The sequence below is a fragment of the Pseudomonas sp. BGI-2 genome (genome assembly GCF_004310295.1).
Taxonomy (GTDB): Bacteria; Pseudomonadota; Gammaproteobacteria; order Pseudomonadales; family Pseudomonadaceae; genus Aquipseudomonas.
On the sequence record NZ_SISB01000006.1, the window covers coordinates 105,561 to 122,565 of the forward strand.

The window sequence follows — 17,005 nt, forward strand, 5'->3', positions numbered from 1 at the left end:
ATGACGACCAAGCCTGACTGGGAGGCGATCGAACGCGCCTATAGGGCTGGTTCTCTTTCGATCCGCGCCATAGGTGAGCTGCACGGTGTAAACCACGCGACCATCCTCAAGCGAGCCAAAAAAGAAGGCTGGGCGCGAGATCTGACCGAACAAGTCAGAACCGCGACCAAGCAGAAAGTCACCACAGCGGTAACCACTAACGGTAACCAGTCGAAGGCGGTTACTGACGCCGAGATCATCGAAGAGGCTGCCTCTCAGGGCGCCGCCATTGTTCTGGCTCACAGGGCTGGCTTGGCTCGTTGGCAGAGCATCGCTGACAAGCTCAGCGTGGTGCTGGCCGAGATGGATGTGACTGAAGACAACTCCGGCGACTTCGCCCGCTCCTTGAACGCTGGTGTCGATGCTCAGCTCAAGGTCATCAAGGGTCAGCGCCAGGCTTACAACCTCGGTGATGACAACGGCGAAGGTGGCGGTCCTGCTGACCAAAACCTGACCATCAGTTTCGTCAAGCCATCCAATGGCAATTGAGTTTCCCGACAAGCTCGCATTCCTATTCGAGCCGCACCGGTACAAGGTGGCATACGGCGGAAGGGGGAGTGGCAAGTCATGGAGCTTTGCCCGAGCGCTGTTGCTGCATGGCGCTCAGAAGCCGCTGCGCATCCTCTGTACTCGGGAGATCCAGAAGAGCATCGCTGACTCGGTCCACAAGCTGCTTGCTGACCAGATCGCTGGCTTAGGGTTGGGCGCGTTCTACGACGTCCAACAGGCCTACATCAAGGGCAGGAACGGCACAGAGTTCAGCTTCGCCGGGCTGCAACAGCACACCATCGACTCGATCAAGTCCTATGAGGGCGTAGACATCGTCTGGGTCGAAGAGGCTCACGCAGTCGTGAAGAAAAGTTGGGACGTGTTGCTGCCAACCATTCGTAAGCCCGGGTCTGAGATCTGGGCTGGTTACAACCCGCAGCTTGAGTCTGACGAGACGCATCAACGCTTCGTCATTACGCCGCCGCCTGACTGCGTGTCAGTGCTGATGAACTACAGCGACAACCCCTGGTTCCCTGAGGTGCTCGAACAAGAGCGCCTCCACGCAAAAGCGACCATGAAGCCCGAGCAATACGCTCACATTTGGGAAGGTAAGTGTATGCCGGCAGTCGAAGGCGCCATCTACTTCGAGCAGATGAGTCAGGCCGAGTCGCGCATTGGTAACGTGCCGCACGACGGGCTGCTGAAAACCCACGTCATCTTCGACCTGGGCTGGAATGACGCGATGACGATCATCCTGGCGCAGAAGGTGGCCGGCGAGATCCGCATCGTCCACTACATCGAAGGGCATCAGCGCACGCTGGCCGAGTACAGCGCCGAGCTCAAGGGCTTGCAGCTGGATGGACAGCCGATCAACTGGGGGCACGTCTATCTGCCCCACGACGGCTACGCCAAGCGCCACCAGAGCGGCAAGTCAGACGCCGAGGTGATGGGTCAGCTGGGCTGGTCCGTGTTGCCAGTGCCGAACATGCACGTCGAGCAGGGCATCAACCGGGTTCGCGAAGTGTTCCCCCGCACCTATTTCAACCGTGACCGCACGGCTCGACTGGTGGAATGCCTCAAGCGCTACCGCCGGCAGATCAATCAACAGACCAACGAGCCCGGCGCTCCATTGCATGACGAATACAGTCACGGCGCTGACGTGATGCGTTACCTCGCCATTGTCACCGACCAACTCAGCAACGATGAGTGGGGCGGCAAGCTCAACTATCCGAAATCCAACAACGCATAAGGGCACAGCATGACTAAGGGTCTTACCGAGGACGAACTCAAAGCCCTGGTCGGGGCCGAGATGCGCCAGTCGCTTGGGTATGCATCGTCGAAGCTGAGCAACGCGCGGCAGAAGTCGATGTATTACTACCTCGGTATGCCGGTGGGTGATCTGTCGCCACCCGAGGTGGAGGGTCGTTCGTCCGTGGTGTCCACCGACGTGCGCGACACCATCGAGTCCATGCTGCCGCAGCTGATGGTCACCTTCGTGGGCTCCGACACCGTGGCCGAGTTCGAGGCGACCAAGCCTGATGACGAGATGAAGGCTCAGCAGGCGACTGAATACGTCAACTACCTGTTCTACAAGAAGAACAACGGCCATCGCATCGCGTACACCTGGATGAAGGATGCGCTGCTTCAGAAGAACGGCATCGTCAAGGTCTGGTGGGACACGCGCAACGAGGAAACCCGCGAAGAATACCGCGGCATGTCCGAGGTTGAGCTGGCTCAGCTGATGGAGGACGACGAAGTCAAGGTGGTCGAGCACTCGACGTCCGCTGATGAAGACGACGCCAAGCAGCGCCAAGAGGCCATTGAGCAGTTAATACAGCAGGCTCAGGCGCAACCGCAGTCCGCGCCTCGGGTCATGCAGCAAATCCAGCAGATCGAATCCATGCCGCCCAAGCTGGTCTATGACGTCGTCTGCAAGCGCACCAAAACAGATGGGAAGGTGTGCATCGAGAACGTGCCGCCTGAAGAGTTCCTGATTGCGCGCAACGCCAAGGACATTGAGACAGCTTCGTTCGTCGCCCACAGGGTGCAGCGCAGCAAGTCCGAGCTGAAATCGATGGGCTACAAGAACGTCGATCAGCTCACTTCGCAGGACTCTGGCCAAGCTGTGAACTCCGAGCGCATCCAGCGTCTCAGCTGGAACGACGAGAACGCCTACGCAGACGATGACGGTGAGGGCGACAAGAGCCAAGACCTGATATGGGTGCTTGAGGCCTACGTGCGCTGTGACTTCGACGGTGACGGCATTGCCGAGCTGCGCAAGGTCACGATGGCCGGCAATGAACTGCTCGACAACGAGCCGGTTGATGCCATCCCGTTCGTTTCAATTACACCTGTGCCGCTGCCCCACGAGTTCTTCGGCCTGTCCATTGCCGATTTGGCCATGGAGAGCCAGAAGACCAAGACCAGCATCCTGCGCTCGCAGCTGGACAACATGTATCTGGCCGTCAATGGCCGCTATTTCGCCGTGGAAGGGCAGGTCAACCTTGACGACCTGCTTACCTCGCGCCCAGGTGGAGTCGTGAGGGTCAAGCAGATCGGCGCTGCCGGCCGTCTCGATCAGGGTGCACCAGACATTGGTAACTCCATGCAGATGATGGAGTACATGCAGCAGGACCTGGAGAACAAGACCGGCTGGACGCGTTACAGCCAGGGCAATGACCAAGGTTCGTTGCACGACACCGCAACCGGCGTCAACGTGCTGACCAACAAGGCCGACATGCGCCTCGACCTGATCGCCCGCAACTTCTCCGAGGGCTACGTCGACCTGTTCAAGCTGATCCTGAAGCTGGTTTGCCAGTACCAGCAGAAAGAACAGATCGTCAAGCTCACTGGCGGCTGGGTGCCAATCGACCCGCGCGAGTGGAGCAACCAGTTCGACGTGTGCATCAACGTCGGCATTGGCATGGGCAACAAGGACCAGAAGATTCAGCACCTGACCATGCTGGGCCAAGTCCAGGCGCAAGGTCTGGAAATTGGCATCTCGACCCCGGACAACATCTATCACGCGGCAACCGAGCTCACCAAGCAGCTTGGGTTCAAGAACGCGGACAAGTACTTCACCGACCCATCGAAGCAGCCGCCGCAGGACAAGCCAGACCCTGAGCAGATGAAGGCTCAGGCGCAAATGCAGGTCGAGCAGGCAAAAATCCAGTCGTCCATGCAGATCAAGCAGATGGAGTTGCAGCACAACGCCCAGCTGGATCAGGCCAAGCGCGACCACGAGTTGCAGATCGAAACGGCCAAGATGCAGATGCAGGCTCAGGTCGACGCCAACCGCCAGCAGGTCGAAGCCGACCAGAAGACTCTGATGAGTCAGCAGCAGGCCCAGCTGGATGCGCTGAAAGACGAGCAGAAGACCCAGCAACTGGCCATGCAGCTGGACTTCGACCGCTGGAAGGCCGAGCTCGACGCAGAAACCCGAATCGCCGTGGCCCAGATCAGCCAGCAAACCACGTTGAACGCCGCGCAGATGAAGTCAGCGCAGGATTTCGAACAGCAAGGGGCGCCCGATGGCAACGCTTGAACAACGCATCTATGACGGCAACAGAGCCCGTGAATGTCTCGAAAACGAGCAGTTCATCTGGGCATTCGAAAGCATTGAACAGGAGTTGACCAGCGCATGGCGAACGTCACCGGCAAGGGACGGAGAGGCTCGGGAAAAGATCTACCTGACTCTCCAGCTCCTGACCAAGTTGAAAGCAACGCTCACGTCGAGCCTGGAGACGGGCAAGTTGGCGGACGCGGAGCGGATTTACCAGCAGTCGCTACTGGACCGCGCCAAAGAGAGCTTGCGGCTCTGAAAGCCTTTCTCACAGGCCAGTCCGTAATCATTCGCAAATGAATCCCTTGAGGGACAATCAATGAGCATGTTTATTCACCGCGCACCCGGCCATTTCCTCATGAACGAAGCCGGTGGCGACAGTGGCGGCGGTGCACTTGACGTCAACGGTGGGGCCGCAGCCTTTTCCGCGCTGCTTGACCCGCCTGCATCAGCCGGGCAGTCAGAATCCTCGGAAGAACAACCAGAATCACCTGTAGAGCCTGAAGCTGAGCTTGAGGTCGATCCAGACGCAAAAACCAGCGAGAACGAAGAGGCGCCACAAACCTTCACCGTCAAGATCGACGGCAAGGAGGTTCAGGTTCCCACTCGACGAGCTGTTGAACGGCTACCAACGTCAGTCTGATTACACCAAGAAGACGATGGAAGCCTCGGAGCAACGCAAGAACGCAGACGCCGCCGTCCAGCAGGCCCAGCAAGAGCGCCAGGAGTATCACTCCAAGCTCGAACGCATGGCCGCGCAGCTTGAAGGCGCGCTGGAGCAACAAAGTCAAATCGACTGGAACGCACTGATCGAGTCAGATCCGGTGGAGTACCTGAAGCAGCAGCAACTCTTTCAACAGAGACAAGCGCTGTATCAGCAAAACACCCAGGAACGCCAAAAACTCGCCCAGCAGTTCCAGACCGAACAGGCACAAGCCCACCAGAGTTACCTGGCCAAGCAGCAGGAAGACCTCCTCGCCAAGCTCCCGGACTGGAAAGACGATGCCAAGGCTAAAGCCGAAAAAACCGCTATCTCGGAGTTTCTGCAAAAGCAGGGCTTCGAGGCTGAGGACATTTCGTCCATTGCCGACCACCGCCACGTTCTCGTAGCACGCAAGGCGATGCTCTATGACCAAATCATGGCCAATGCCAAGCTGCAAGCCAAGAAGGTTCAGGAGGCGCCCCAGCGGGTGGTCAAGCCAGGCGTAGGCGAATCCCGACACATCGATGGTCGCTCTGCTGCTTCCAAGCGGCTGGAGAAGACCGGTCGTGTTGAGGACGCCGCCGCCGTATTCGCCCAATTCCTTTGATTCAGGAGCGACATCATGTCCGCACCCAGCAATACATTCCTCACCACTGCCGCGATCGGCAACCGTGAAGACCTGACCGACACCATCTACCGCATTTCCCCGACTGCCACGCCGTTCATCTCGCTGGCCGCCCGGGGCACTGCATCCAACACCCTGCACGAATGGCAGACCCAGGACCTGGCAGCCGCGGTGGCCAACAACGCCCAGGCTGAAGGTGATGACGCTGTCGCCAAGACCGTAACCCCAACTGTTCGCCTGAACAACCGCACCCAGATCTCGACCAAGACCGTGATCGTGTCCGGCACCCAGCAGGCGATGAACCCTGCCGGCCGCAAGAACGAACTGTCCTACCAGCTCAGCTTGGCCTCGCTGGAGCTGCGCCGCGACATGGAGACTTCCGCTACCCAGCTGGACGTTTCCGCCACCGCACCGCGCCAATCCCGTGGTCTGGTTGGCTGGGTCGTGGACAACGTGAACCGCAACGCCGGCACCCTGGCTTCGTACACCGGCAACACCGGACGTACCAAGGGCACTGCGATTGCGTTCACCGAGGCGCGCCTCAAAGACGTGTTGCAGAAGTGCTTCACGGCTGGCGGTGATCCGGACTCGATCCTGCTGCCGCCTGGTGCCAAGCAGACCTTCTCCACCTTCACCGGTAACGCCACCCGTTTCGACAAAAGCGAAGATTCCAAGCTGTACGCCTCGGTCGACGTGTACGTGTCGGACTTCGGTGAGTTGAAGGCGATCCCTTCGCGCTTCCAGGATGCGAACGACGTGTTCGTGCTGGAAGCGTCCAAGTGGGCGATCTGCTATCTGCGTCCGTTCAGCACAGAAGAGCTGGCGAAAACCGGTGACGCTGAGCGGCGCATGCTGAAAGTCGAATGGACTGTTGAAGCCCGTGCGCCCAAGGCGAACGGCGCCATCTACGACGTCCTCTGATCCTGACGGCAATCACCCAAGGGGAGCTTCGGCTCCCCTTTTCTTTGAGGAGAGTTTGATATGCCAATGATCAGACAGAATGCCGACAGTTCGCTCGGCATCGAGGGAAAGGACGGCGGCGAAGGTGGATTCATCCCCGCCACGCTGCCGTACATCGCAACGACCGTCGACTGCACCATCTTCACGGCTGGCCGCCCTTACGTCGTCAAGGCCATTCGTGGCCGTGTTGATGTAGCTGGTACCGGTGGCGCTTGCACGGCAACCATCCGCAAGGTGGCAAGCGGTACCGCCATCACCTCGGGTACGGCGTTGCACACCGACAGCTTCAACCTGGTGGGCACCGTCAACACCCAGCAAGCCCTGACGCTCTCGACCGCTGCCAGCGACCTGCTGTTGGCTGCTGGTGATTCGATCTGCTACGACCTGACCGGTACCGCGACATCAGCCGTCGGCACCATCAGCGTGACTCTCAACCCGGCCTGATCTAACGCCCCGCTTGGGGCGTTTTTCTTTGGAGCCTCGCCCATGAGCAATACCTTCGAGAACGCCATGACGGTGGTTGTGACTGGCGTAGCTATGACTACGTCGGCCGTCTCGGCCAACGCCACGATCCCGCTTGATTCGAGCGGCAATGTGCCGAAATACATCCGCATCAGTGCCAGCGCATCGTCCTTTGTGCGCATAGGCAACGGCACGCCGGTTGCGGTGGCCACTGACCTGCTGGTCCAGCCCGGCGATGCCGTCATCCTGGCCACTTGCGGCTACACCAAGGTCGCGGCGATTTGGGTGTCTGCTGCTGGCGGCGCCGTGTTTTCCGGCGCCGGTTCCGTACAGGTTTCTGCGCTGGAGAATGCGTGATGCTCGACCTCGAAACGAAGTTCCATTTCCACGACGATGGAAAAATGACGGTCCAGCGCACGCAGGACTGCACGCCTATCGCCGAGCACACCAAGAACCTGCACAACGCGGGGATGCATGGTGGGTCGGAAATGAAACACGCGGCCAAAATCCCGTTCGTGATCATCGAGGACTACTGCAACAAGCACGACATCACCTTTCACGAGTGCATGGCCAACAAGGAGCACATGCGCCGGATGCTCAACGACCCGGATCTGTCCGTGTTCCGTATCTGGAAGGGCAAGGTATGAGCATCACCAACTACTCGGAATTGCAGGCGTCCGTGGCGTCCTGGCTCAACCGCGGCGATCTGACGGCGAACATCACCGACTTCATCACCCTGGCCGAGGCTCAGCTCAACACTGACCTGAAAGCCCGGGCGATGGATGCCAAGACCACACTGCCTACGGTCGTCGGCGTCAGCACTGTCGCGCTGCCTTCGGACATGCTCGGCATGCGCCGCCTTCAGGTGGTGGGCACCTACAACCAGCCGCTGTCCTACCGTTCGCCGGATGAGCTGAGCATTGATTTTGCAGCCAACACTTCCGGCCAGCCTGTGGTGTTCACGGTTGTTGGTGGCAATGCCGAGCTGGCGCCGATCCCGGACGCGGTGTACTCACTGGAGCTGACCTATCAGCAGAAAATACCAGCGCTCTCGGTGGCGGCCCCAACTAATTGGCTGTTGACCAACTGGCCGAATGCCTACCTGTACGCCGCTTTACTCGCGGCCACGCCGTTCATCATGAATGACGCGCGCCTTCCGGTCTGGGGACAGCTCTATGCACAGGCCGTTGACGGCATAAATAACGTCGACTGGTACAGCGGTTCAACCATGAAGGTGCGCGCACGATGATTCCGCTGATGGGGTTTGCGCCAGATGCCGACATTACCGCGCCCGGCATTCTCACCGGCTGCACGAACATGATTCCGTACCAGAACGGCATGGAGGGCGCACCAGAACCAGTAACGCCAGCGGCAACGCCTGCGCTTGCGGCGGCCTGCATCGGCGCCGCTGTAGTGGCGAAGCTGGACGATACGCGGCGGATCATCGCTGGTACCACCACCAAACTGTATGAACTGTCTGCGGGGGTCTGGTCTGACGTTTCCCGGGCTGCCGCCTATACCGGCGGCGTTGATACGCGTTGGTCCATCACTCAGTTTGGTGACGCCACACTCTGCGCGAACCGGTCTGACGTGATTCAGCGTTCAACGGGAGCTGCGTTCGCCGATGTTGCCACTGCACCCAAGGCTGAGATCTTGTTCACAGTTGGCGCCTTTGTGATGGCGCTCAACACCAACGACGGGGCGGAAAAGCCGGATGGCTGGCATTGCTGCGCCGCCTTTGATGATACGTCGTGGACCCCAAGCTTAGCGACTCAGGCCACGTCTGGGCGGCTTGTGGCCACTGCTGGTCGACTGACTGCGGGAATGCGCCTGGGCGAGTACGCCATCGCCTACAAGGCCAAATCCATCTATCTCGGTCAGTATGTTGGGGCTCCGATTGTCTGGAACTTTATTCAAGTCCCGGGCGGGGAAGCGGGCTGTATCGGTAAGGATGCGATCTGCGACATCGGCGGCGCGCACTTCTTCGTCGGTGACGACAATCTGTGGATTTTCGACGGAACCCGGCCCATTCCGGTAGCTGAAGGGTATGTGCGCCAGTTCTTTTACGACAACTCGAACCCGGCCTACCGTTACAAAACGATTTGCGTGTTCGACCGGCAGAAGAACCTAGTGTGGGTGTTCTACCCGTCACTCGGCGCCACCTCGCCCGATTCAGCCATCGTTTACCACATCATCGCGAAGAAGTGGGGAGTGGCGAACCGGAGCATTGAGGCGGCTCTTAACTACATTTCTAACGGCGTGACGATCGATGGACTGTCGGCCATCTCGGCCACCATCGATGGCCTGTCGGCCTATTCGTTTGACTCCCAGTTTTGGCTGGCTGGCGGCAGGTCGATGTCGATCTTCAACACGTCGCACCAGCTGCAATCCATGACAGGTGTATCGGTTTCCAGCTCGATGACGACAGGGGAGGTCGGTGATGACTATGCCGTCACCTGCCTCGGCCCGATTCGTTTTCGCTATGCCGTGGCTCCAGTTTCCGCCTCCGCGCAGACCTTTATTCAGCAGAATTCCGGTGTCGGCTTCACGGGTGGCGCAACCGGTGCGGTTCTGGATGGCAAGTTTGATCTGCGGCAGTCCGCCCGCTGGCATAAGGCGACGTTCAATTTCACAGGGCCGGTGAGGATCACGCACATGGATGCAGCCCTTGTAGCGAACGGTGGGCGCTGAGCCATGAAGACGAACACCACGCCGCGAGTCGGCACCAATGATCCGGTCCTACAGCGCGAGCTGCGCGAGCACGCCACCCAGATCAATCTGATCTCCGAGGGGCGCATCGCCGGGTTCTACACCGCGCTCACGGCGGCACCAACCAGTGGTGCCTGGATGCAGGGCGATTCCGTAAAAAACTCAACGCCCTCAGAGCTTGGCGCCGCCGCCTCCAAGTACGTCATCGAGGGCTGGGTCTGTGTCGTCTCCGGAACCCCAGGCACCTGGGTCCAAAAACGCTGCCTGACGGGTAACTGATGAACAAACTGATCATGGTGCCAACGACGCATATCGACGTGGCCTGGAAAGAGGGCGCCCACAACCTCGCCTTGGCCTGCGCCACCTCGGGCGGTGAGATCACCGGGGACCAGCTGAAAATGATGCTCAGCCGTGGCGAACGAACGCTGGTCCGTCTCGATCGGGCCGGGCACATCGCTGGATGGGGCGTCGTGGGTGTCGAGCAACTTCCCAACTGCCGCGTGCTGTACGTCTATGAGTTGTACGCGCCGCATGGCCATTTTGAAGAGTTTTGTGATGAGTTGGGCGTCATGGCCAAGTCGCTCGGCTGTTTGCGTCTGCGCTGTGCAGCAGCACCCGCTCAAGCCCGTCTCTACCGGCAGCGCTGTGGATTCGCGCCGGTCTACCAAGTCCTGGAGGTCGAACTGTGAATATTGAAGCCCTGCACGAACAGCTCAGCGCAGAGTTCGGCGGCCCAGCCATTGGCGCGCTGCCGGCCTTTATTGGCGATGTGATTCGCCCGCATAAGGGTGGTGGTGGCCAGTCCAGCTCTACCACGCAATCCATCCCTGAAGAGTTGAAGCCGCTGGCCGCTGCATATGGCAACAAGGCCATGCAGCTGTCCAACACGCCATACCAATCCTACGGCGGACAGCAAGTCGCTGACATGAATTGGGCTCAAAACGCCGGGGCTGGCGCGGTTTATAACCGTGCATTCGGTGGAGACTCGCTATTTAATTCAGCCAAGGGATCTATGCAGGGTGCACTGGATAGCGGCAATGCGGCGACCTCCAACCCTTACGGCTACTCGGCCGGGGTAGGGTCGGCAGCGCCGGCCAACAACGGCGGCACCAACCAGTACGCCGGGGCCAATCCATACCTACAGCAGAATATTGACGCCGCGATGGGCGACATCACGCGCAACTACAATGACGCTGTCGCCCCAGGCCTGACGACTCAGATGGTCGGTTCTGGCTCGTTTGGCAACACGGGCGCACAGGCTTCGACGACCAACGCGCTCAACGACCTGACCAAGAACATGGCCAACACCGCTTCTGGCATGCGCATGCAGGATTACACCTCGCAACAGGGCCTGGCTGAGAACCAGATCAATCGCAACATGCAGACCAGCCAGTACAACACCGGCCTGGCCGATTCGGCGCTGGGTCGCAGCCAGCAGAACAACCAGTTCAATTCGAGCATGGGCAACGACTACGCATCGCGCAATGACCAAATGAAGTCCCAGTACATGAACCTTGCCCCGGCGTATGCAAACCAGGCTTACACGGACGCCGACCAATTGTCCAAGGTTGGCCAGCAGTGGCAAGACAACGCACAGCAAAATCTGGACGCTCAATACCAAAGCTGGAGCGATGCACAGAACGACCCGTACAAGAAGCTGGCGGCCATGTCTGGCGTGTTTGGCTCCGGTTTGGGCAATACCTCAGCGACAAAGACTTCGGGCGGGGGTGGTAAATGAGTTTCTTCGGTGATGTGGGCAGCTTCGAACTGTTCAACTTGGGTGCGATGGGGAATCAGGTCAAGGACAACCCGGCGCGACTGCTCTACGGATCGGCCGACCCGTTTTCAACTGGCATGTGGAACAAGGTGCTGGGCACCAACGACAAGCCACTGGTGGACCAGTGGGGTGGCGCCGCACCGCAACGTTACGAAGAGGCTCAGGACGCGGGGATCAATACCGGCCCCGGCAAGACCATGCACGCCATCGCCAAGACCATCGCCTCGATCTATGCGGGCGGCGCGGCAGGCGGGCTGCTGAGTGGTGGTGCTGGCGCGGCAGGCGGCGCTGGGACTGCCGGTGCGACCGGTGCGCCAGCGACTACTGCGGGTTACGGGCTCGGACAGCCGGCGGTCACTGGCACCATGGGCAATGCTGCCTATGCGGGCGGCAACGCATCACCCGGGCTGCTCAGCTCAATGGGCACCAGCTTGTCGAACTTCAACACGCAGGCCAAACCTTACATGGACGCGGCCAGCTACGGACAGAAGGCCTACGGGCTGCTCTCCCCGCAAGGCCAGCAACAGCCTATGTCTGGTCAGCAGGCCGTGCAGCAGTCCAACAGCGGCCCACAGACCTTGGCCCAACTGGCTCAGGGTCAGCCTAACCCGCTGATTGCCCAGCGTCAGCAACAAGCACAGCAACGCCGCGCGCAGAGAGGGTACTGAAATGCCTGACATGAATGGGCTTCTCGACTTTGCGCAATCTCCCGCAGGTCAAGGCTTGTTGGCCGCTGCATTTGGCGGGCTGGCTACGGCCGGACGCGGCGGTCCGATCAACACCATAGGTGCGGCCGGCCTGTCCGGGATCGCCGGTTATTCGGCGGCGAGTGCTAACTCGCTGAAGAATCAGCAATTCAAGCTGAAACAAAATCAGATGGAGCAATTGCCAGGCCTGTATTCGACCGATGATGCAGGGAATACACAATTTGACTTCAAGCGCGGTGCGGCGCTCGGACTGCCCGCAAAGGACATGCTCATCCTTTCCCAGCTGCCAAATGCCTCCAGGGCAAAGGTGGCGCGCACAGTTGATGTTCCCAGTGCAGACGGCGGCAAGCAAACCATGCAGTACGACGAATACGGTCGTCCGGTGGGTCAGGCTATTGCCTCCTACGTCGCGCCGCAGCTGGTTGATCTTGGTGGCTCGAAGCAGTTTGCCACGCCGAATGCTGGCCAGAGCTTTGCCATGAGCATGTCGCCTGGCGAGCGGGCGGCAGATGCCCGGGGCTGGGCGGGCGTCGCTAATCAGCGGGAACAGAATGCCACGCTGAAGGACGCCAACAATGTCCAGCGAGAGGCTGGGCGTATCCAGATCATTAGCGGTCCTGACGGCAACAGTTATCGGGTCGACAAGGGGACCGGCCAAGTGTCACCCATTGTTACGCAGGCGGGCACGCCGTTTCAGGACGGCGCGTCCTCCAAGCTCACTGAGTCGGAAGGCAAGAGCACGCTGTACCTGAGCCAAATGACCGGTGCCCAAAACGTCCTTGATAAAGTTGGCGGGTCGGCTTCGCCTGCACGCGTAGCACTTGCCCGCAGCCCGTATACCAACGCGCTTGCTGGCGAAGCCGGACAGAAGATCGCCCAGGCACAAGAGCAGTGGGCTGAGGGCTTCTTGCGCGCCAAGACGGGAGCGGCATCCACGCCGGTAGAGATGGCCAATAACCTGCGCACTTTTTTCCCGGTGGTAGGCGACAGCGAGGCGGTGATCAAGCAAAAGACGCTCGCCCGTGAACAGGCAATTAGGGATATGGCGATACCTGCGGGACGTGGCGCGGAAAAAGTCACGCCGCGCACTGCGCAACCGCAACCGCAACCGCCTATGGCTATACCGAAAGCTGGCGCATTCGCCGATCCAGGAAAAGAAGCCCGTTACCAAGAATTCAAACGGCGTCAGGGGCAATAAACCATGACCGAGCAGGAAGAATTTGAGTTCCGTATGCGTCTGGAGCAGGAACAAGCCGCGCCATCTCCTGAACAGTCCCAGGTCCAAGCAGCACAGCCTCAGCAAGAGGTCGCGGCCCAGTCCCAGACGCCCCCTGATCGACTCAGGGGCCGCAACTGGCTGGAGCGCGGCACGCTCGGTGCGGGCAAGGCCGTTGCTGATCTGATGGAAGGCGTCGGCTTGGGTGGTGCGCTATGGCCCCGCGGCTGGCAGCGCGCTCCTGGGGCAGATGATGATCTCATGTCAGACCCAGCAGGCATTGGTGGCAATATTGCAGGTCAGGTTGGCATTGGTGTTTTGGGCGGTAAAGCGCTGCAGGGCGCCGGCAAGGCGGTACAGTCAGTAGGCGCAGCACGCGCAATGCCGGTGGTCAAAAGTGCTGGCGGTCTATTGGAGATGGGGGGGAATGCCATCCTTAATCCTACCAACTATCGCCAAGCTGCCGGAGCGGGTGCAGCCTTCGGTTTGCTTACACAGCCCGGTGATTTGCCGGGCCGTCTAGCCAATGCGGCCACAGGCGCGATTGGTGGCACTGCCGGTATGGCGGTAGGCCGAGGCGTCGGTAAAGTGGTTAGCGGCGTCAAATCGCTTATCACTCCAAAAGCCCCCATAGAGATGGAAATCTCGGCCAAGTTGGCGCAAGACGGTGTCGACTATTTCTCCCTGCCCAAGGCCATCAAGGAGCAGATGGTGACCATCGGCAAGCGCTCCCTGGATGATATTGGTCAGGTGGACACCGAACAGCTCTCGCGCATGGCTGACTTCAACAAGCTGGGGATTACTCCAACCCGTGGCTGGGTCACCCGTGATGCCAAGGACTGGTGGATGGAAAACAACCTCAACACGGTTGATGATCAGATCCAGGCGCGATTCGTCGATGCCAATAGAACGCTGCTGCAAGGCGTCTCGAAAGGTGCCGGCGACGCAACGGACTACCAGCGAGGGCAAGTGCTGAAAAACTCGGTGACCGGATATGATGACGCGCTGAAGAAAAAAGCCGATACGCTTTATCAATCTGCCAGAGACACGGCTGGCCGAGACATTCCTCTGGATGCTCCCCGCTTCATCAACAATGCCTCCGCGGATCTTGACCAGCAAATGCTTGGTTCAAAGCTTCCGGCTGACACGCTTTCATGGTTCAAAAATGCAACCGAGGGCAAGGAGCCTTTCGACATGGGTACGGCATTACAACGCCTACAGGCATTGAATGGTCGGATCTATAGTACGAGTGACCGCGCCGAAGCCACGGCGCTTGGCATCGTCAAAAATCACCTGATCAAGGAAATCGAAGGCAATGGCGACGCGCGTTCTGGCGGGCAGAAAGAACTGGCTGATGCTTTCCAAACTGCCAGGACAGCCGCCGCTGATCGCTTCCGCTTCCAAGAATCCAATCCTCTGATTGATAAAATCCTCAAAGGCAAATATGCCCCAGAGGATTTGCCGGAGATTGTTGGGCGGATGAAGGTCGACGACCTTAATGGACTTTCACAGCTTGAGGCGCAGCGAGGCGTCCCAATCATGGGCGCATTGCGTGACTCTGCGCGGGCCTATATTCGCGACGCCTCGACGCTCCAGAGCGAAACAGGTGGCTCGTTCACAATCAACGGCATGCGCAAGGCGATAGACAAAATTGGTCCTGAAAAAGGAAAGGCGCTATTTGGTAAGGAAGGGTGGGAAGAGTACCTGCAGATCTTGCGGGCTGGTGGCGCTATCAACAATCCGCCGATGAAGCCAGCTGGGTCCAGTACTGCCCCGAATTTGCTGCGCATGATGCAGCAATTGCCAATCCCTGGCATTCCTCAATCGCTTAACTTGGTATTTTCCGGGATCGGTAAAGCGAAGCAGATGTCGAACGTCGGCGCGGCCTTGAATCCATCCATAAAAATGAGCGTGCCAAGAACACCACAGCCAAGCATCCTGCCGTTGATTACAGCCCCAGGCTTACTTGGGATCTCGGAACAATAAAACACTTAGTCTTCGTCAGGATTGATCAGGACGATTTTCCTGATCCTGCTTCCGCGCGGCAGGTGTTTTTTCGCCATTCGAGTCAGAAATTCCTCCAGCCTCATGAACAGCCATATTCCAGCAAAGACGCCGGAAAACTGGATTGCCTTAATTAGATGCTCGCTCAAGCGAACCTCCAGGGTGTAACGCCCTCACTCAACTAAAGCCCGCCATGTGCGGGCTTTTTTATTGGGATGAAAAACATGCCGCTTCCTTCTTCGATCACCGACTTGTCGACCACGGCTGGTAGTAACAGCCCGGCAGGCTCGGAATCACCATCATTGATAGACGATTACCTGCGCACCTACGCATCATACATCGCTCTGCTGAGAGACCAGAATAGCACCACTCCACAGACAATCGCCTCGGCGACGTTGACTGATATCGGGGGCGCAACGACCAACGTTATCATTATCAGCGGTACGGTCACGATCACAGGTCTTGGTACGGCTGCCGCAGGAGTAAGGCGTAGCGTTCGCTTCAGTGGGATACTTGTACTGACTCACAACGCGACTTCCTTGGTCCTGCCTGGCGCAGCAAACATCACCACTGCTGCCGGCGACTGTGCAGAGTTCCGCAGCCTTGGCAGCGGCAACTGGGTTTGCACCAGCTTTAACGCCGCCAGTGGCGATTATTGCCGGACCAATATCCTCGGCACTGTCAGCCAGGCGAGTGGCGTGCCTACAGGGGCCATCATCGAAACAATCACAAATTCCAACGGCATCGCGATGAAGCTGGCGAACGGGGTCATGTTTTGCCTATGGCAAACAACTGGATTTTCTCTCGCCGCTAACGGGTTTGCCAACTTCGGACCCTACAGCCTCCCGGCAAGCTTCACCAGCTCGGCAACGGTACTTGCGGCCGGAAGCGCTCTACCAGGCACGAATTATGACTTCTACGGCATTACGGCAATCAACGTTTCGACAACGAACTCTTTTACCGTAGCAATGCGCAATGGGGCAACCGCCCAAACGGCTTCCGCAAGCATTATTTTCGCAGGCAGGTGGTATGTATGAGAATCAAACTCTCCCCATTAAGCACAGACGAAACCCTGGCTGTTGTGAAACAGGGGGACTGCCTGACCGTCAACGGCGAGGACTTCGACTTCTCGCCCATGGAGAACGGCGACACGCTGCCGCGTTCCGCAATTCTCTCCCAGTGGTTTGTGGGCGACGTGGACAAGGTTTCTGGCGAGCTGATCCTTACGTTGCAGCTGCCTAACCCGTGGAACTACAGCCCTGAACAGGCGTTCCCGGTGGATCTGGTTGATGTTCCAGACGGCCCGGTTGAGTTCCCGCCACCTCTGCCGGAAGCGCTGCCACCGCCGCCAGTGGCAGAGCAATTATCCGAAGAGGGTGCCGCATGAGCAACATTGACTGGAGCAAACTCATCACCAAGGCCATGAAGGATGCTGCCGCGACCGCGGCGCACTTGGTCTTGATGAAGGCCGAACTGGCCGCGCGCAACGCCCAATGTGTCCTACAGATCGCCCGCATTCAGGACCGAATCGACACGATCGGGTTTGGCATCGAAATAGGCGAAGCAACCGCTGAGGATGAGGCAGAGCAGGCCGCGCTTCTGATAAATATAAAGGCATGGAAAAAATACAAATTCGATCTTGGAAAAGTCACAGCTCAGCCGACGTGGCATGCGGCGCCAGTCTGGCCGGTCATTCCAGCCATACCTGTGATTATTGCAGACCCCAGTGCTCGCCAAGCAGATAGCGTTTAG

At 59.0% G+C, this 17,005-nt stretch carries 22 protein-coding genes; 21 read left to right on the forward strand and 1 reads right to left on the reverse strand.

The window, feature by feature from the left end; all coding sequences use genetic code 11:
* Genes EYC95_RS06420 through EYC95_RS06500 form a run of 18 tightly spaced genes read left to right on the forward strand, consistent with a single transcriptional unit; the run spans position 1 to position 15,235 of the window.
* Positions 1-528: a hypothetical protein gene (locus EYC95_RS06420; protein WP_131059600.1), complete on the forward strand. Its 528-nt coding sequence runs from the start codon at positions 1-3 to the stop codon at positions 526-528.
* Complete coding sequence (locus EYC95_RS06425) at positions 518-1,777, forward strand: PBSX family phage terminase large subunit (protein WP_131059601.1); 1,260 nt, start codon at positions 518-520, stop codon at positions 1,775-1,777. The genes EYC95_RS06420 and EYC95_RS06425 overlap by 11 nt, the downstream gene beginning before the upstream one ends.
* Positions 1,778-1,786: 9 nt before the next feature.
* Positions 1,787-4,072, forward strand: coding sequence for a hypothetical protein (locus tag EYC95_RS06430; protein ID WP_131059602.1), 2,286 nt, complete (start codon positions 1,787-1,789; stop codon positions 4,070-4,072).
* On the forward strand, positions 4,059-4,349 hold the full coding sequence (locus EYC95_RS06435) for a hypothetical protein (protein ID WP_131059603.1): 291 nt from the start codon (positions 4,059-4,061) through the stop codon (positions 4,347-4,349). Before EYC95_RS06430 ends, EYC95_RS06435 begins: the two co-directional genes overlap by 14 nt.
* Before the next feature lie 60 nt (positions 4,350-4,409).
* Positions 4,410-4,733, forward strand: coding sequence for a hypothetical protein (locus EYC95_RS30335; RefSeq protein WP_218568835.1), 324 nt, complete (start codon positions 4,410-4,412; stop codon positions 4,731-4,733).
* Positions 4,708-5,400 carry a hypothetical protein gene (locus tag EYC95_RS06440; protein ID WP_218568836.1) on the forward strand — a complete coding sequence of 231 codons (693 nt, stop codon included), beginning with the start codon at positions 4,708-4,710 and terminating at the stop codon, positions 5,398-5,400. Before EYC95_RS30335 ends, EYC95_RS06440 begins: the two co-directional genes overlap by 26 nt.
* Positions 5,401-5,415: 15 nt before the next feature.
* Entirely contained in the window at positions 5,416-6,339 is a 924-nt protein-coding gene (locus EYC95_RS06445) for a DUF5309 domain-containing protein (protein WP_131059604.1), read from the forward strand.
* Positions 6,340-6,399: 60 nt separating this feature from the next.
* Positions 6,400-6,822, forward strand: a complete 423-nt coding sequence (locus EYC95_RS06450) for a hypothetical protein (protein ID WP_131059605.1) — start codon at positions 6,400-6,402, stop codon at positions 6,820-6,822.
* A gap of 42 nt (positions 6,823-6,864) precedes the next feature.
* Positions 6,865-7,197, forward strand: coding sequence for a hypothetical protein (locus EYC95_RS06455; RefSeq protein ID WP_131059606.1), 333 nt, complete (start codon positions 6,865-6,867; stop codon positions 7,195-7,197).
* On the forward strand, positions 7,197-7,487 hold the full coding sequence (locus tag EYC95_RS06460; protein ID WP_131059607.1) for a hypothetical protein: 291 nt from the start codon (positions 7,197-7,199) through the stop codon (positions 7,485-7,487). The genes EYC95_RS06455 and EYC95_RS06460 overlap by 1 nt, the downstream gene beginning before the upstream one ends.
* Complete coding sequence (locus tag EYC95_RS06465) at positions 7,484-8,089, forward strand: hypothetical protein (RefSeq protein ID WP_131059608.1); 606 nt, start codon at positions 7,484-7,486, stop codon at positions 8,087-8,089. The genes EYC95_RS06460 and EYC95_RS06465 overlap by 4 nt, the downstream gene beginning before the upstream one ends.
* On the forward strand, positions 8,086-9,531 hold the full coding sequence (locus EYC95_RS06470; RefSeq protein WP_131059609.1) for a hypothetical protein: 1,446 nt from the start codon (positions 8,086-8,088) through the stop codon (positions 9,529-9,531). Before EYC95_RS06465 ends, EYC95_RS06470 begins: the two co-directional genes overlap by 4 nt.
* Before the next feature lie 3 nt (positions 9,532-9,534).
* On the forward strand, positions 9,535-9,828 hold the full coding sequence (locus EYC95_RS06475) for a hypothetical protein (RefSeq protein ID WP_131059610.1): 294 nt from the start codon (positions 9,535-9,537) through the stop codon (positions 9,826-9,828).
* Positions 9,828-10,238: a hypothetical protein gene (locus tag EYC95_RS06480; RefSeq protein WP_131059611.1), complete on the forward strand. Its 411-nt coding sequence runs from the start codon at positions 9,828-9,830 to the stop codon at positions 10,236-10,238. The genes EYC95_RS06475 and EYC95_RS06480 overlap by 1 nt, the downstream gene beginning before the upstream one ends.
* Entirely contained in the window at positions 10,235-11,287 is a 1,053-nt protein-coding gene (locus EYC95_RS06485) for a hypothetical protein (protein ID WP_131059612.1), read from the forward strand. The genes EYC95_RS06480 and EYC95_RS06485 overlap by 4 nt, the downstream gene beginning before the upstream one ends.
* Positions 11,284-11,994 carry a hypothetical protein gene (locus tag EYC95_RS06490; RefSeq protein ID WP_131059613.1) on the forward strand — a complete coding sequence of 237 codons (711 nt, stop codon included), beginning with the start codon at positions 11,284-11,286 and terminating at the stop codon, positions 11,992-11,994. Before EYC95_RS06485 ends, EYC95_RS06490 begins: the two co-directional genes overlap by 4 nt.
* Position 11,995: 1 nt before the next feature.
* Complete coding sequence (locus EYC95_RS06495; protein ID WP_131059614.1) at positions 11,996-13,231, forward strand: hypothetical protein; 1,236 nt, start codon at positions 11,996-11,998, stop codon at positions 13,229-13,231.
* A gap of 3 nt (positions 13,232-13,234) precedes the next feature.
* Positions 13,235-15,235 carry a hypothetical protein gene (locus EYC95_RS06500; RefSeq protein WP_131059615.1) on the forward strand — a complete coding sequence of 667 codons (2,001 nt, stop codon included), beginning with the start codon at positions 13,235-13,237 and terminating at the stop codon, positions 15,233-15,235.
* A gap of 5 nt (positions 15,236-15,240) precedes the next feature.
* Here EYC95_RS06500 and EYC95_RS30130 read toward each other — a convergent pair whose 3' ends face one another.
* Positions 15,241-15,402, reverse strand: a complete 162-nt coding sequence (locus EYC95_RS30130; protein ID WP_165557433.1) for a hypothetical protein — start codon at positions 15,400-15,402, stop codon at positions 15,241-15,243.
* 75 nt (positions 15,403-15,477) lie between these two features.
* On the opposite strand from EYC95_RS30130, the gene EYC95_RS06505 reads away from it, so the two are divergent.
* Genes EYC95_RS06505 through EYC95_RS06515 form a run of 3 tightly spaced genes read left to right on the forward strand, consistent with a single transcriptional unit; the run spans position 15,478 to position 17,005 of the window.
* Positions 15,478-16,290, forward strand: coding sequence for a hypothetical protein (locus EYC95_RS06505; RefSeq protein ID WP_131059616.1), 813 nt, complete (start codon positions 15,478-15,480; stop codon positions 16,288-16,290).
* On the forward strand, positions 16,287-16,640 hold the full coding sequence (locus EYC95_RS06510) for a hypothetical protein (RefSeq protein WP_131059617.1): 354 nt from the start codon (positions 16,287-16,289) through the stop codon (positions 16,638-16,640). Before EYC95_RS06505 ends, EYC95_RS06510 begins: the two co-directional genes overlap by 4 nt.
* Entirely contained in the window at positions 16,637-17,005 is a 369-nt protein-coding gene (locus EYC95_RS06515; protein WP_131059618.1) for a phage tail protein, read from the forward strand. The genes EYC95_RS06510 and EYC95_RS06515 overlap by 4 nt, the downstream gene beginning before the upstream one ends.

Excerpts from the sequence above, each read along its gene's own strand:
- EYC95_RS06435 (WP_131059603.1), top strand. The coding sequence starts at position 4,059 with ATGGCAACGCTTGAACAACGCATCTATGACGGCAACAGAGCCCGTGAA.
- EYC95_RS06420 (WP_131059600.1), top strand. The coding sequence starts at position 1 with ATGACGACCAAGCCTGACTGGGAGGCGATCGAACGCGCCTATAGGGCT.
- EYC95_RS06455 (WP_131059606.1), top strand. The coding sequence starts at position 6,865 with ATGAGCAATACCTTCGAGAACGCCATGACGGTGGTTGTGACTGGCGTA.
- EYC95_RS06500 (WP_131059615.1), top strand. The coding sequence starts at position 13,235 with ATGACCGAGCAGGAAGAATTTGAGTTCCGTATGCGTCTGGAGCAGGAA.
- EYC95_RS06465 (WP_131059608.1), top strand. The coding sequence starts at position 7,484 with ATGAGCATCACCAACTACTCGGAATTGCAGGCGTCCGTGGCGTCCTGG.
- EYC95_RS30335 (WP_218568835.1), top strand. The coding sequence starts at position 4,410 with ATGAGCATGTTTATTCACCGCGCACCCGGCCATTTCCTCATGAACGAA.
- EYC95_RS06470 (WP_131059609.1), top strand. The coding sequence starts at position 8,086 with ATGATTCCGCTGATGGGGTTTGCGCCAGATGCCGACATTACCGCGCCC.
- EYC95_RS06475 (WP_131059610.1), top strand. The coding sequence starts at position 9,535 with ATGAAGACGAACACCACGCCGCGAGTCGGCACCAATGATCCGGTCCTA.
- EYC95_RS06445 (WP_131059604.1), top strand. The coding sequence starts at position 5,416 with ATGTCCGCACCCAGCAATACATTCCTCACCACTGCCGCGATCGGCAAC.
- EYC95_RS06505 (WP_131059616.1), top strand. The coding sequence starts at position 15,478 with ATGCCGCTTCCTTCTTCGATCACCGACTTGTCGACCACGGCTGGTAGT.
- EYC95_RS06515 (WP_131059618.1), top strand. The coding sequence starts at position 16,637 with ATGAGCAACATTGACTGGAGCAAACTCATCACCAAGGCCATGAAGGAT.
- EYC95_RS06480 (WP_131059611.1), top strand. The coding sequence starts at position 9,828 with ATGAACAAACTGATCATGGTGCCAACGACGCATATCGACGTGGCCTGG.
- EYC95_RS06510 (WP_131059617.1), top strand. The coding sequence starts at position 16,287 with ATGAGAATCAAACTCTCCCCATTAAGCACAGACGAAACCCTGGCTGTT.
- EYC95_RS06495 (WP_131059614.1), top strand. The coding sequence starts at position 11,996 with ATGCCTGACATGAATGGGCTTCTCGACTTTGCGCAATCTCCCGCAGGT.
- EYC95_RS06490 (WP_131059613.1), top strand. The coding sequence starts at position 11,284 with ATGAGTTTCTTCGGTGATGTGGGCAGCTTCGAACTGTTCAACTTGGGT.
- EYC95_RS06450 (WP_131059605.1), top strand. The coding sequence starts at position 6,400 with ATGCCAATGATCAGACAGAATGCCGACAGTTCGCTCGGCATCGAGGGA.
- EYC95_RS06425 (WP_131059601.1), top strand. The coding sequence starts at position 518 with ATGGCAATTGAGTTTCCCGACAAGCTCGCATTCCTATTCGAGCCGCAC.
- EYC95_RS06460 (WP_131059607.1), top strand. The coding sequence starts at position 7,197 with ATGCTCGACCTCGAAACGAAGTTCCATTTCCACGACGATGGAAAAATG.
- EYC95_RS06430 (WP_131059602.1), top strand. The coding sequence starts at position 1,787 with ATGACTAAGGGTCTTACCGAGGACGAACTCAAAGCCCTGGTCGGGGCC.